The sequence below is a fragment of the Streptomyces sp. NBC_00038 genome (assembly GCF_026343635.1).
In the GTDB taxonomy this organism is placed as follows: Bacteria; Actinomycetota; Actinomycetes; order Streptomycetales; family Streptomycetaceae; genus Streptomyces.
In genome coordinates this window covers 2,417,412-2,429,726 of record NZ_JAPELQ010000001.1, presented here as the reverse complement: position 1 = coordinate 2,429,726, position 12,315 = coordinate 2,417,412, and the positions used below count along the sequence as shown (strand labels likewise).

10 protein-coding genes are annotated in these 12,315 nt (G+C 72.2%); 6 read left to right on the top strand and 4 right to left on the bottom strand.

Going from position 1 to position 12,315, the window contains the following annotated elements; translation table 11 throughout:
* Window position 1: 1 nt before the first annotated feature.
* Window positions 2–349, bottom strand: a complete 348-nt coding sequence (locus OG219_RS11230) for an SCP2 sterol-binding domain-containing protein (protein ID WP_266825444.1) — start codon at window positions 347–349, stop codon at window positions 2–4.
* Window positions 350–391: 42 nt separating this feature from the next.
* On the opposite strand from OG219_RS11230, the gene OG219_RS11225 reads away from it, so the two are divergent.
* The 6 genes from OG219_RS11225 to OG219_RS11200 all read left to right on the top strand — a co-directional run bounded on the left by OG219_RS11225 (window position 392) and on the right by OG219_RS11200 (window position 6,850).
* A complete protein-coding gene (locus OG219_RS11225) occupies window positions 392–697 on the top strand; it encodes a hypothetical protein (protein WP_266825442.1) in 306 nt (101 codons plus the stop codon).
* Between the two features lie 7 nt (window positions 698–704).
* Window positions 705–1,520, top strand: a complete 816-nt coding sequence (locus OG219_RS11220; RefSeq protein ID WP_266466428.1) for a TlyA family RNA methyltransferase — start codon at window positions 705–707, stop codon at window positions 1,518–1,520.
* A complete protein-coding gene (locus tag OG219_RS11215) occupies window positions 1,517–2,422 on the top strand; it encodes an NAD kinase (RefSeq protein ID WP_266825440.1) in 906 nt (301 codons plus the stop codon). The genes OG219_RS11220 and OG219_RS11215 overlap by 4 nt, the downstream gene beginning before the upstream one ends.
* Window positions 2,423–2,560: 138 nt before the next feature.
* Window positions 2,561–4,291: a DNA repair protein RecN gene (gene recN / locus OG219_RS11210; protein ID WP_266825438.1), complete on the top strand. Its 1,731-nt coding sequence runs from the start codon at window positions 2,561–2,563 to the stop codon at window positions 4,289–4,291.
* Between the two features lie 187 nt (window positions 4,292–4,478).
* Entirely contained in the window at window positions 4,479–5,237 is a 759-nt protein-coding gene (locus OG219_RS11205) for a hypothetical protein (protein WP_266825436.1), read from the top strand.
* A gap of 476 nt (window positions 5,238–5,713) precedes the next feature.
* On the top strand, window positions 5,714–6,850 hold the full coding sequence (locus OG219_RS11200) for a glycosyltransferase family 4 protein (protein WP_266825434.1): 1,137 nt from the start codon (window positions 5,714–5,716) through the stop codon (window positions 6,848–6,850).
* Window positions 6,851–6,880: 30 nt separating this feature from the next.
* On the opposite strand, the gene OG219_RS11195 is transcribed toward OG219_RS11200, so the two are convergent.
* The 3 genes from OG219_RS11195 to OG219_RS11185 all read right to left on the bottom strand — a co-directional run bounded on the left by OG219_RS11195 (window position 6,881) and on the right by OG219_RS11185 (window position 11,891).
* Window positions 6,881–8,509 carry a PucR family transcriptional regulator gene (locus OG219_RS11195; protein ID WP_266825432.1) on the bottom strand — a complete coding sequence of 543 codons (1,629 nt, stop codon included), beginning with the start codon at window positions 8,507–8,509 and terminating at the stop codon, window positions 6,881–6,883.
* Window positions 8,510–8,582: 73 nt separating this feature from the next.
* Window positions 8,583–9,968, bottom strand: a complete 1,386-nt coding sequence (locus OG219_RS11190) for an FAD-binding oxidoreductase (RefSeq protein WP_266825430.1) — start codon at window positions 9,966–9,968, stop codon at window positions 8,583–8,585.
* Window positions 9,969–10,088: 120 nt separating this feature from the next.
* A complete protein-coding gene (locus OG219_RS11185; RefSeq protein ID WP_266836061.1) occupies window positions 10,089–11,891 on the bottom strand; it encodes a glycoside hydrolase family 15 protein in 1,803 nt (600 codons plus the stop codon).
* Between the last annotated feature and the right edge of the window lie 424 nt (window positions 11,892–12,315).

The following is a 12,315-nucleotide window of genomic DNA, read 5'->3' as shown; positions in this document are numbered from 1 at the left end:
GCTACAGAAGGGTCCTGAGCCGGAACAGGTCGCGCAGGCCCGCCTCCAGCTTCACCCGGCCCGAGCCCCAGGCCTTCGCGAAGTTCAGCTCGCCGTTCACCATCGCGACCAGGTCGTCACCGCTCATCGTGAGCCGGATCTGGGCCTTCTCGGCCGGCGGGCCCTGGAGTGTGTCGAGCACCTCGATCCGGCCGTCCCGGAGACGTCCTACGAAGGTGATGTCCAGGTCGGTGATACGGCAGCTCAGCGAGCGGTCCAGGGCCGCAGCGGTGCGTACGTCCCCTTCGGCGCTCGCCATGTTGTCCGAGAGCTTCTCGAGCGCCGTGCGGCACTCCTCAATCGTCGCCATCGTGATCGACGGTACCGCAGGGCTTCGCGGTAGCGTCGGGGCATGAGCGACTCAGTGCCGGAGATCCCGTCTCCGCAGGACGAGGTCCCGGAGCCGGAGGTTCCGGTCGATGCCGGCCCCGCGTACGACCTTGCCACCCCCGCCCCGCTGAACGTGCCCCGCACACCCACGGGCAATGCGGAGATCGACGCCCAGCTCGACCGGCTGGCCGACGCCGACCACCTCGCCACGGACGGACACATCGAGGTGTACGAGGATGTACACCGGGGGCTGCGTGACGCGCTCACCGCGCTCGACGCCCGCCCGGGACCTCCGGCGCCCCCGACGACGTACGACCGCAGGAGCTGAACCGAACGTGGCAGGAGTGGCACGCCGCCGCCTGGATGCCGAGCTGGTCCGCCGCAAGCTCGCCCGCTCGCGTGAGCACGCCGGACAGCTGATCGCCGCGGGGAGGGTCACCGTGGGCAAGACCCTCGCGGTCAAGCCCGCCACGCAGGTGGAGACCGCGGCCGCGATCGTGGTCACCCAGGACGACAGCGACCCGGACTACGTCTCGCGCGGCGGACACAAGCTCGCCGGTGCGCTGGAGGTCTTCGTTCCGCAGGGGCTGAAGGTCGAGGGACGGCGGGCGCTGGACGCCGGAGCGTCCACCGGCGGCTTCACCGACGTACTGCTGCGCGCGGGCGCCGCCCATGTGCTCGCCGTCGACGTCGGCTACGGTCAACTTGCTTGGTCTCTGCAGAGCGATGAACGCGTCACCGTCAAGGACCGTACGAACGTACGCGAGTTGACGTTGGAGGCGATCGATGGGGAGCCCGTGGATCTTGTTGTCGGGGATCTGTCCTTCATCCCGCTCGGCCTGGTGCTGCCCGCCCTCGCGCGGTGCGCGGCGCCCGACGCCGATCTGGTGATGATGGTCAAGCCACAGTTCGAAGTGGGGAAGGAACGGCTCGGGAGCGGCGGTGTCGTGCGCAGCCCGGAGCTGAGGGCCGAGGCCGTACGCGGTGTGGCCGCGCGTGCCTGGGGGCTCGGGCTCGGTGTGCGGGGGGTCACGGCCAGCCCGTTGCCCGGCCCGTCGGGCAATGTCGAGTACTTTCTGTGGCTGCGTGCCGGGGCACCCGAACTCGATCCGGCAGACGTTGACCGTGCAGTGGCGGAGGGGCCGCGTTGACACAGACCCGAGCTCGTACTGTTTTCCTGCTCGCCCACACCGGGCGGCCCGCTGCGATCCGCAGCGCCGAACTCGTCGTCCAGGGGCTGTTGCGCTCCGGGATCGGCGTACGGGTGCTGGAGGCGGAGGCCGCCGACCTGCCGCTGCCACCGGAGGTGGAGCTGGTCAAGGAGGCCACTCCGCAGTGCCTCGACGGGTGCGAGCTGCTGATCGTCCTCGGCGGTGACGGGACGCTGCTGCGCGGCGCCGAGTTCGCCCGGGCTTCCGGGGTGCCGATGCTCGGCGTCAACCTCGGGCGCGTCGGCTTCCTCGCGGAGGCCGAGCGGGATGACCTCGACAAGGTCGTCGACCGGGTGGTGACCAAGGCGTACGAGGTCGAGGAGCGGATGACCGTCGATGTCGTCGTGCACCAGAACGGCGACATCGTGCACACCGACTGGGCGCTGAACGAGGCCGCCGTGCAGAAGGTGTCCGCCGAGAAGCTCCTCGAAGTGGTGCTGGAGATCGACGGGCGGCCCGTGACCGGCTTCGGCTGCGACGGGATCGTCTGCGCGACGCCGACCGGCTCGACCGCGTACGCCTTTTCCGCGGGCGGACCCGTGGTGTGGCCGGAGGTCGAGGCGCTGCTGATGGTGCCGATCAGCGCCCACGCGCTGTTCGCGAAGCCGCTGGTGACCTCGCCGGATTCGGTGCTCGCCGTGGAGGTGCTGCCGCACATCCCGCCGGGGGTGCTGTGGTGCGACGGGCGGCGGACCGTGGAGTTGCCGCCGGGGGCGCGCGTTGAGGTTCGGCGAGGGGCTGTGCCGGTGCGGCTGGCCCGGCTGCATCACGCGTCGTTCACGGACCGGCTGGTGGCGAAGTTCGCTCTGCCGGTTTCCGGGTGGCGCGGGGCACCGCACTAGCGGTTCGCCCTCGGGCGGGGCGCGTTCCACTCCCGTGGGTGACAAGGCACCCTTTGTGGTCCCTTGTCACCTGCGGCTTCGCGGTAACGGGGCGGGGGCCGTCGCACATCCCGGGCCCGACCTCGTAAGGTCGTGTCCGTGTTGGAGGAGATGCGGATACGGTCGCTCGGAGTCATCGACGACGCGGTGGTCGAGCTGTCGCCAGGCTTCACCGCCGTGACCGGTGAGACCGGTGCGGGCAAGACGATGGTGGTCACCAGCCTCGGGCTGCTGCTGGGCGGGCGCGCCGACCCGGCGCTCGTGCGGATCGGAGCCAAGAACGCGGTCGTGGAGGGACGGATCACCGTACCCCCGGGCGGGACCGCGGTCGTACGGGCCGAGGAGGCCGGAGCCGAACTCGACGACGGGGCGCTGCTGATCAGCCGTACCGTTTCCGCCGAGGGGCGCTCACGGGCGCACCTGGGCGGACGCTCCGTGCCGGTGGGGGTGCTCGCCGAGCTCGCCGACGAGCTCGTGGCCGTGCACGGTCAGACCGACCAGCAGGGGCTGCTCAAGCTGTCCCGGCAGCGGCAGGCGCTCGACCGGTACGCGGGGGACGCGGTCGCCGTGCCACTCGCCAAGTACGCGGGCGCCTACCGCCGGCTGCGCGCGATCTCGGGCGAGCTGGACGAGATCACCACGCGCGCGCGTGAACGGGCTCAGGAAGCCGACCTGCTGCGCTTCGGGCTCGACGAGATCGCGGGGGTCGAACCGCGAGCGGGCGAGGACGTGGAGCTGGCCGCCGAGGCCGAGCGGCTCGGCCACGCGGAGGCGCTGGCGTCGGCCGCCACGGTCGCGCACGCGGCGCTCGCGGGCAATCCCGAGGACCCTGAAGGCATCGACGCGGCGACGCTCGTCGCGGGCGCGCATCGGGCGCTCGAGGCCGTACGGTCGCACGACTCCGCGCTCGGCGCGCTGTCCGGGCGGATCGGCGAGGTCAACATCCTGCTGCGCGATGTCGCGGGGGAACTGGCCGGGTACGCCGACGACCTCGACGCCGACCCGCTGCGGCTCGCGGCGGTCGAGGAGCGCCGGGCCGCGCTCACCCAACTCACCCGCAAGTACGGCGAGGACATCGACGCCGTGCTCTCCTGGGCCGAGCAGGGCGCCGCACGGCTCCTCGAACTCGACGGCGACGACGAGCGGATCGACGAACTGACCGCCGAGCGGGACGCGCTCCGTGCCGAACTGGGCGGACTCGCCCAGGGGTTGACGGAGGCCCGTACGGAGGCCGCCGAACGGTTCGCCGCCGCGGTGACCGCCGAGCTGGCCTCGCTCGCCATGCCGCACGCGCGCGTGTCGTTCGAGATCCGGCAGACCGACGACCCGGAGGGCGTGGAACTCGGCGGCCGAACGGTCGCGTACGGTCCCGCAGGCGTCGACGAGGTCGAGCTGCTGCTCGCCCCGCACCCCGGCGCGCCGCCCCGGCCCATTGCCAAGGGCGCCTCCGGCGGTGAGCTCTCGCGCGTGATGCTCGCTGTGGAGGTCGTCTTCGCGGGTACGGATCCCGTGCCGACGTATCTGTTCGACGAGGTCGACGCCGGAGTCGGTGGCAAGGCCGCGGTCGAGATCGGGCGGCGGCTCGCCCGGCTCGCGAAGACCGCGCAGGTCGTGGTCGTCACGCATCTGCCGCAGGTCGCCGCGTTCGCCGACCGGCAGTTGCTGGTCGAGAAGACCAACGACGGGTCCGTGACCCGGTCCGGGGTCAAGGTCCTGGAGGGTGAGGACCGGATCCGCGAGCTGTCCCGGATGCTGGCCGGGCAGGAGGACTCGGAGACGGCTCGGGCACATGCGGAGGAGTTGCTGGCGACGGCCAGGGCCGACGGGTAGCCGTCGGCGGGCGGGGGGTATCTCCGCCGCTCCGCGACGGTGCCTTGACCGCTCCGCGGCGTGGCTTTGACCGCTCCGCGGTCCGTTCTCCGCCGCTCCGCGGCGTTTTCCCGCCCGCCCGCCCTTGTTTGCCCGCTCCGCGGTCCCCGTATCCGGCCCGCTCCGCGACCCTCCTAAAGTTGCGCGCATGATCACACGCAATGGCAGGACCGCCGCATTCGGAACCGCCCTCGCCCTCACCCGCGCCGGAATCACCGCGTTGCGCGCCAAGGCGCCGGGTGGCCCCAGCCGTTGGGAGCGTGAGAACTACGCCGGGCGGACCGTCGAGCTGTACGCCGGCCCCGCCGCTGCCGTGGGGGCGGCGCTCGGGGCGGCGCGGGCCCATCGTGCGGCGGGGTTCGCCGTGCTGGCTGCCGGTGCTTGTGGTGCGTACGACGATGTCGCTGGGGCGGGTGATCCCCGGCGCGGGTTCCGGGCGCACTTGGGGGCGCTGCGGGACGGTGAAGTGACCAGCGGGGCGGTCAAGTTGTTCGGGATATCGGCGGCGGGGCTGGTGGCGGGGGCGATGCTCAAGGAGCGGGCCCTCGACAAGCTGCTCGCGGGTGTGGTGATCGCCGGGACCGCGCACTTCGTCAACCTCGTGGATGTGCGTCCTGGGAGGGCTGCCGGTGTCGTACTCGCCCTGGGGGCGCCCGGGTTGCTGCGAGGCGGGACCGCGGGGCAGCTGTCCGCCGTGTCGATGGGCGCCGCCACGGCCGTACTCCCCGACGACCTAGGCGAACGCGCGATGATCGGCGACACCGGCGCCCACGCGCTCGGCGCGGCCCTGGGCACCGCCATCGCCGCGGGCAACGGCCGGGCGGGGCTCGTCGCGCACGCCGCGGCACTGGTGGCGGCGACGGTGTACGGGGACAAGGTCAGCGAGGTGGCGCGGTCACTGGGGTGAGCGACGATGCGCGGGCTTGTGCGGCTCGCCCGTCACCTGTGCCGCTGATCCGCGGTCCGCTGCACCTGCGGTCCGCGGCACCGCGGTCCGCTGCACCTGCGGTCCGCGGCACCGAGGTCCGATGCGCCGCCGCCCGCCGCCCGCCGCCCGCCGCCCGCCGCCCGCCGCCCGCCGCCCGCCGCCCGCCGCCCGCGGAGTGCCTTCCGCGGCCCGCCGTCCCACGTACAGCGGCCCCCCGGACAAACCCGCACGAAAACCCGCCACTTCTCACTCATGTGAGTGACTGAAGCCCCCGAGTTGCCCACGCCGTCGCGATCGCGTTCGGGCGGCGGTGCCGGAACGCCCGTGCGGCCTGGCATCCTTGGCGTTGTACGCGGAGCGCGACGTGCGGTACACCCCCTCTGTACGTTTCTCCGCAGGAATCTTCTGTACGTTTCTTCGTGACCGTCCGACGCCGAACCAGGAGCCCCGGCCACGTGAGCCACGTGAGCAGCCACTCACCGCACGGCCAGTCGCCGCTGCGCACCGTCCAGGTGCTCGGTGGCGGGAGCGCGGGCAGCAGCGCGCATGTGCGGTCGCTGGCCTCGGGTCTCGTCGCCCGGGGCGTGCGGGTGACTGTGTGCGCCCCCAGCGACGCCGATCACGTGTACGGGTTCAGCGGGGTGGGCGCGCGGCACGTTCCGGTGCCGCGCAGCAGCGATCCCGCCTCCGTGGCGGCGCTGCGGACGGCCTGCGCGGACGCCGACCTGGTGCACGCGCATGGACTGCATGCGGCGCTGAGGGCCGCGTTGGCGCTCAGTGGGCGGCGTATCCCGCTCGTCGTCACCTGGCACACGCGCTCGCACGCCGAGGGTGCACGGGCGCATCTGCTGCGCCTCCTCGAACGGCGGGTCGCCAAGGCCGCCGCCGTGGTTCTCGGCACGTCCTCCGACCTGGTGGACCGGGCCCGCAGCAGGGGCGCTCGCGACGCGCGGCTCGCCGCCGTCGCGTTCCCGGTGCCGCGCGGTTCCGTCGAGAACGGGGACCCCGACCGGCTGCGGCACAAGTCGCGAGCCGAACTCGGCGCCACCGACCGCCCGTTGCTGATGGCCGTCGCCTCCCTGGACCGGCACCGCGGTTACGACACCCTGCTGGACGCCGCGCGCGCGTGGCGGGACCTCGATCCCCTGCCGCTGCTCGTGATCGCGGGGGAGGGGCCGCTCCGGACGGAGCTGCAGCGCCGTATCGAGGACGAAGGCCTGCCCGTCCGGCTGGTCGGGCGGCGCGACGACATCACGGAACTCCTCGCGGCGGCCGATCTCGCGCTGCTGCCCAGCAGTTGGGAGTCCCGCTCCGTTCTCGCGCAGGAGGCCCTCCATGTGGGCGTGCCGCTCGTCGCGACCGCCGTCGGCGGCATCCCCGAACTGGTCGGCGACGCGGCGGAACTCGTCCCGTACGGAGACGCGGAGGCGCTCGCCGAAGCTGTCGTACGCCTTCTCGACGATCCCGCGCGCCGGGAACTCCTCAGGGAGAAGGGTGTCCGACAGGCCGCCACCTGGCCGACCGAGGACGACACAGTGGCCCAAGTGCTGAGTGTCTACGACGAGTTGACGCAGGCGCGACCGCTTCCCTGAGCGGGCCCTGCGCCCCTACGACACATGCCTCTATGACACATGCCTGCGCGCGCGCAGCGCCAGGCTCAACGCCAGTACCGTCTGCGGGTCGTCCAGGTCCGTGCCCAGCAACTCCCCGATCCGGGCCAGCCGGTTGTAGAGCGTCTGGCGGTTGAGGTGCAGCTCCCGGGCTGTTTCCGCCTTGCGGCCCGCGTGGGCCAGGTACGTCTCCAGGGTGGGCAGGAGCGGCGGCTTGGAGCGGTTGTCGTGGTCTCGCAGGGGGCCGATGGCGCGGTCCACGAAGGCCGCCAGGTCCGGGTGGTCGCGCAGGCGCCACAGGAGCAGGTCGATGTCGAGGCGGCGGGCGTCGTACCAGGGGCGGTCGGTCAGGCCCTGCGCGGCCGTCGCCGTCTCCGCCGCGTGCCGCAGGCCCGCGGAGGCCGCCGCCCAGCCGCCCGCGACGCCGACGACCACCACGGGCGGCTGCGCGCCGGGCCGCTGCATGCCCGCGCGCTCCACGCCCGCCCGCAGCGCCGCCGCGACCCGGTCCGCGACGGCCGAGCGTTCGGACTCCGAGCGCAGGCCCAGCAGGAGCGGGACACGGCCCTCTACGGGGCGTACGCCGAGCAGGACGGGCACCCCGACCGAGGCGAGCTCCTCGGCGACCGCGCGGGCCAGGACCGCCCAGCCGCCGCCGGGGGAGAGGCCGTCGGCGAGCCGCATCACCACCGGCAGGAGCGGGCTGCTGCCGGGCTTGAAGCCCAGTACCCGGGCCTGCGCCGGCGCGTCCTCGGCCTCGATACGGCCCTCGGCGAGGTCGGTGAGGAAGTCGCCGCGTCCGCGCGCCGCGAGCTCCTCCTCCTGGCGGGCCTGCATCAGGACGACGGCCAGGATGCCGGCGGCCCGCTCCGTCGCGAGCCGGTGCACCGGGGCGACCGGGGCGTTGACGGGCAGCAGGACCAGCCGGGCGCGGACCGAGCCGGTGCCGGGGCCGCCCCCGGGCACGTCCACGAGTGTCGTCCCGGCGGGCGGTTCCTCCTTGTGCTGGCCGCGCAGCCCCTCCCAGACCTGGAGCGGATCGGCGCCCGCGCCCCCGGACCCGGCGGCGTACAGGAGTTGTCCCTCCGCCGTCTCCAGGAACACCGGGTTGCCGCTGAAGTCCGCGAGAATGCCGAGGACCTGAGGTACGCCGCCCCCGCCGAGCAGGGCCTCCGTACATCGCCGGTGCACCTCCTCGGCCTGCTGGAGCAGGGCGTAGTGGCCGTTGACGATCTCGGTGTGGATCTCCTCCGTGACGGCCACGAAGGGCACCTCGCGGTGCAGCTGGACGAGCGGGAGACCGGCGGACCTGGCCGTGTCCACGAGGGCGGCGGGCAGCCGGGTGAAGCGCGGGCCGAGCTCCACCACGAGGGCCGCGATACCGCGCTCGGCCAGCGTGCGGACGAACGCGCGCTGTTCGGCGGGGCGGGTGCCGAGGCCGTACCCCGTGGTCAGGAGGAGTTCGCCGCCCTTGAGGAGCGAGGCGATGTTCGGGACCTCGCCCGCGTGCACCCAGCGCACGGTGCGCTGCAGCCGGTCGGCTCCCGCGAGGATCTCCGGGAGCCCACCGCGCAGCCCGGGCAGCTCCAGTGCCCGCTGCACGGTGATTCCGGCGCCCTGGGTGTCGTAACGGCTGTTCATGCTCCCGGACGCTACCCGCGGACGCGGCCCGGAACATCTCCGGCCCCTGGCGTGCGCTGCCCTTGGGGAGTGCTCAGCCTGGCACCGGGGCGATGTTGTGGTTGAAGCGGAAGACGTTGTCGGGGTCGTATTCCGCCTTCACCGCGGCCAGGCGCCGGGTGTTCTCGGCGCCGAGGCCGGCCACCACCCGGTCGGCGCCCTCGTCGCCGATGAAGTTGAGGTAGACCGCGCCGGTGCTCCACGGCTGGACGGCGGAGCGGACGCCCTTGACCCACTGGACGCAGCGTTCGTCGTCCGCCGGGTCCTCCCAGACGCCGAAGGGGTGCACGGCCCAGGGCGCGTCCCGGTAGGGCACCGGGAATTCGGTGGGGCCCGTGGCGATCGCGCCGCCCTGCGGGAACAGGACGTGTTGGGTGGTGGGTACGGGAACGGTGTCGCCGAGTGCGCAGAAGACGTCCACGAGTTCGTCGGGGAGACCGGTCAGGTACTCGGCGGACCAGTAGTTCCGCATGCCGGGCGGGTCGTCGAGCATGCACTGGAAGTCCACGTAGGGGAGGGCGGTGACGACCTCGGCCTCGTGCGGCAGCGCAAGGAGCGGCTGGGCGAGTTTGCGCATGTCCTCCTCGCCGCCCGCGTACGTCAGGAGGGCGGCGCACAGCGGCTTGCCGACCAGGTGCTCGGGGATGAACTCCTCGGGCGGGCCGGTCAGGTAGATGACGCCGCCGCTCGCCTCCTGCGGTGCCGTCGAGATGATCTCGCGATAGAGGCCGACCACCTCCGGGCCGCTCTCCGGCGGGTACATCAGCATGGCGATGGAGAACTCGGGCAGCTCGTGCAGCTTCAGGGTCAGCGCGGTGGCGATACCGAAGTTCCCGCCGCCGCCGTGCAGGGCCCAGAACAGTTCCGGGTTCTCCGCCTCGGTGGCGCGGACCGTCCTGCCGTCGGCCGTCACCAGCTCGACGCCGAGCAGATTGTCCACGGCTAGACCGATGGTCCGGTCGAGCCAGCCGCTGCCGCCACCGAGTACGAAACCGCCGACGCCGGTGGTCGAGACGCGTCCGCCGGTGGTCGCGAGGCCGTACGGCTGGGTGGCGTGGTCGAGATGGCTCATGAGGGCGCCGCCCTGGATGCGTACAGACCGGGATCCGGGGTGGACCGTCACCTCGTGCATCCGGCGCAGGTCGACCACCAGACCGCCGTCGTTCAGGGCCATGCCGGCCACGCTGTGGCCGCCGCCGCGCACCGCGATCGGGAGGTCCAGCTCCCGCCCGAAACGCACGGAACGGACGACATCGGCATCGTTCGCGCACTGTGCGATCACCGCCGGGCGCCGGTCGATCATCCCGTTGTACACCGACCGGGCCTCGTCGTAGCCCGGGTCGTCGGGGGCGAACACCTCGCCGGACAGATCCGCACGGAGCGCGGCGAGGGCCGCGCCCGCCTTGGAGAGGGGAGCCATGGCAGCCGACCCCTTTCAGCAGGGGACAGGACTGCTCTCAGCGTAGGCGGGCGCGGTGGATTGGGCGCGTTCAGAAGGATTCAGACGCGTTCATCCACATTGAGGCGCATTGCTGCGCGTTCAGCCTCCGTACGCCCCGCTGGCCGTCAGCCGCAGCGCCGTGTCGATCAGCGGAACGTGACTGAAGGCCTGCGGGAAGTTGCCGACCTGGCGCTTGAGCCGGGGGTCCCACTCCTCGGCGAGCAGGCCCAGGTCGTTGCGGAGCGCGAGCAGCTTCTCGAAGAGCTTGCGGGCCTCGTCGACCCGACCGATCATCGCGAGGTCGTCCGCCATCCAGAACGAGCAGGCGAGGAAGGCACCTTCGTCGCCCGCCAGGCCGTCCACGCCGGCCTCTTCGCCGCTCGTCGGGTAGCGCAGGATGAATCCGTCCGAGGTCGACAGCTCGCGCTGGATTGCCTCGATCGTGCCGATCACGCGCTTGTCGTCGGGCGGTAGGAAGCCCATCTGCGGGATGAGGAGCAGCGAGGCGTCCAGCTCCTTGGAGCCGTACGACTGCGTGAACGTGTTGCGTTCCTTGTCGTAGCCCTTCTCGCACACGTCCCGGTGGATGTCGTCGCGCAGCTCGCGCCACTTCTCCAGCGGACCGTCGGCGTCACCGGACTCGATCAGCTTGATGGTGCGGTCGACGGCGACCCAGGCCATCACCTTGGAGTGCACGAAGTGGCGGCGCGGGCCGCGGACTTCCCAGATGCCCTCGTCCGGCTGGTCCCAGTGGTCCTCCAGGTAGCGGATCAGCTTGAGCTGGAGGAGCGAGGCGTAGTCGTTGCGGGACAGGCCCGTCATGTGGGCGAGGTGCAGGGCCTCGGTGACCTCGCCGTACACGTCGAGCTGGAGCTGCCCCGCGGCGCCGTTGCCGACCCGTACGGGTCCCGAGTTCTCGTACCCGGGAAGCCAGTGGAGCTCCGCCTCGCCCAACTCCCGTTCGCCCGCGATGCCGTACATGATCTGCAGGTTCTCGGGGTCGCCGGCGACCGCGCGCAGTAGCCATTCGCGCCAGGCGCGGGCCTCCTCGCGGTAGCCGGTGCGCAGCAGCGAGGAGAGGGTGATGGCCGCGTCGCGCAGCCAGGTGTAGCGGTAGTCCCAGTTGCGTACGCCGCCGATCTCCTCCGGGAGCGAGGTCGTGGGCGCGGCGACGATGCCGCCCGTGGGCCCGTACGTCAGGGCCTTGAGCGTGATCAGGGAGCGGACGACGGCCTCGCGGTAGGGGCCGTGGTACGTGCACTGGTCGACCCAGTCGCGCCAGAACTCCTCGGTGGCCTCAAGCGACTCCTCCGGCTCGGGCAGCGCGGGCGGCGCCTTGTGCGAGGGCTCCCACGAGATGGTGAACGCGATCCGGTCACCGGGCGCCACCGTGAAGTCGGCGTACGTGGTCAGCGCCTTGCCGTAGGTCTCGCAGGCGGTGTCGAACCACACCGAGTCGGGACCGGCGACGGCCACCGTCCGGCCCTCGTGCTTGTGCACCCAGGGCACCACACGGCCGTAGCTGAAACGCATCCGGAGCGCGGAGCGCATCGGGACCCGGCCCGTGACGCCCTCCACGATCCGGATCAGCTGCGGCGCGCCGTCACGCGGGGGCATGAAATCGGTCACGCGGACCGTGCCGCGTGGGGTGTCCCACTCGGATTCCAGGATCAGCGAGTCGCCGCGGTAGGTACGGCGCGCCGCTGTCGGCGGTTTGGCGTCGGCCGCGTGCGCCGGGCCGAGCCGCCAGAATCCGTGTTCCTCCGTGCCGAGCAGTCCTGCGAAGACGGCGTGGGAGTCGAAGCGGGGCAGGCACAGCCAGTCGACTGTGCCGTCCCGGCAGACCAGCGCGGCTGTCTGCATGTCTCCGATGAGTGCGTAGTCCTCGATGCGCCCGGCCACGTGCATCTCCAGTCGAACGGCCACGTCACCCCCTGAGGGGCGGTTGCTCTTGCGGTCAAGGGAACGTTGGTAGTGCGTCGCAACGTTGGTTTGTGTGTGTCGTTACGAAACGTCAATTAGTCGGTGCGATTGTCGTTGCGAAACGAACTGACGAGCTCTCGTGTTCCGGGATACGGACGGGGATGGTGCCGTGTGTCGGCCGGGCTCGGCAGCGAGTGTCCGAGCAGGATACGACGCACGTGGAAGATCCGCGTGCCGCTCCAGGTAACCCGGCTGGGCCGATCGAGTGAGTGGCGTGTGGGGCGCGTGGCGACTTGTGTGCGGAGCGTGGCCGGAAGCAGCCTCCTCCCGTCGCTGATACCCTGGTAGCCCGTGGACCGGTGGGAGAAAAACCCCCGAACCGCAGCGACGGCGCCTCCGGAAA

Excerpts from the sequence above, each read along its gene's own strand:
- OG219_RS11190 (WP_266825430.1), bottom strand. The coding sequence starts at position 9,968 with ATGGCTCCCCTCTCCAAGGCGGGCGCGGCCCTCGCCGCGCTCCGTGCG.
- OG219_RS11230 (WP_266825444.1), bottom strand. The coding sequence starts at position 349 with ATGGCGACGATTGAGGAGTGCCGCACGGCGCTCGAGAAGCTCTCGGAC.
- OG219_RS11195 (WP_266825432.1), bottom strand. The coding sequence starts at position 8,509 with ATGAACAGCCGTTACGACACCCAGGGCGCCGGAATCACCGTGCAGCGG.
- OG219_RS11205 (WP_266825436.1), top strand. The coding sequence starts at position 4,479 with ATGATCACACGCAATGGCAGGACCGCCGCATTCGGAACCGCCCTCGCC.
- OG219_RS11225 (WP_266825442.1), top strand. The coding sequence starts at position 392 with ATGAGCGACTCAGTGCCGGAGATCCCGTCTCCGCAGGACGAGGTCCCG.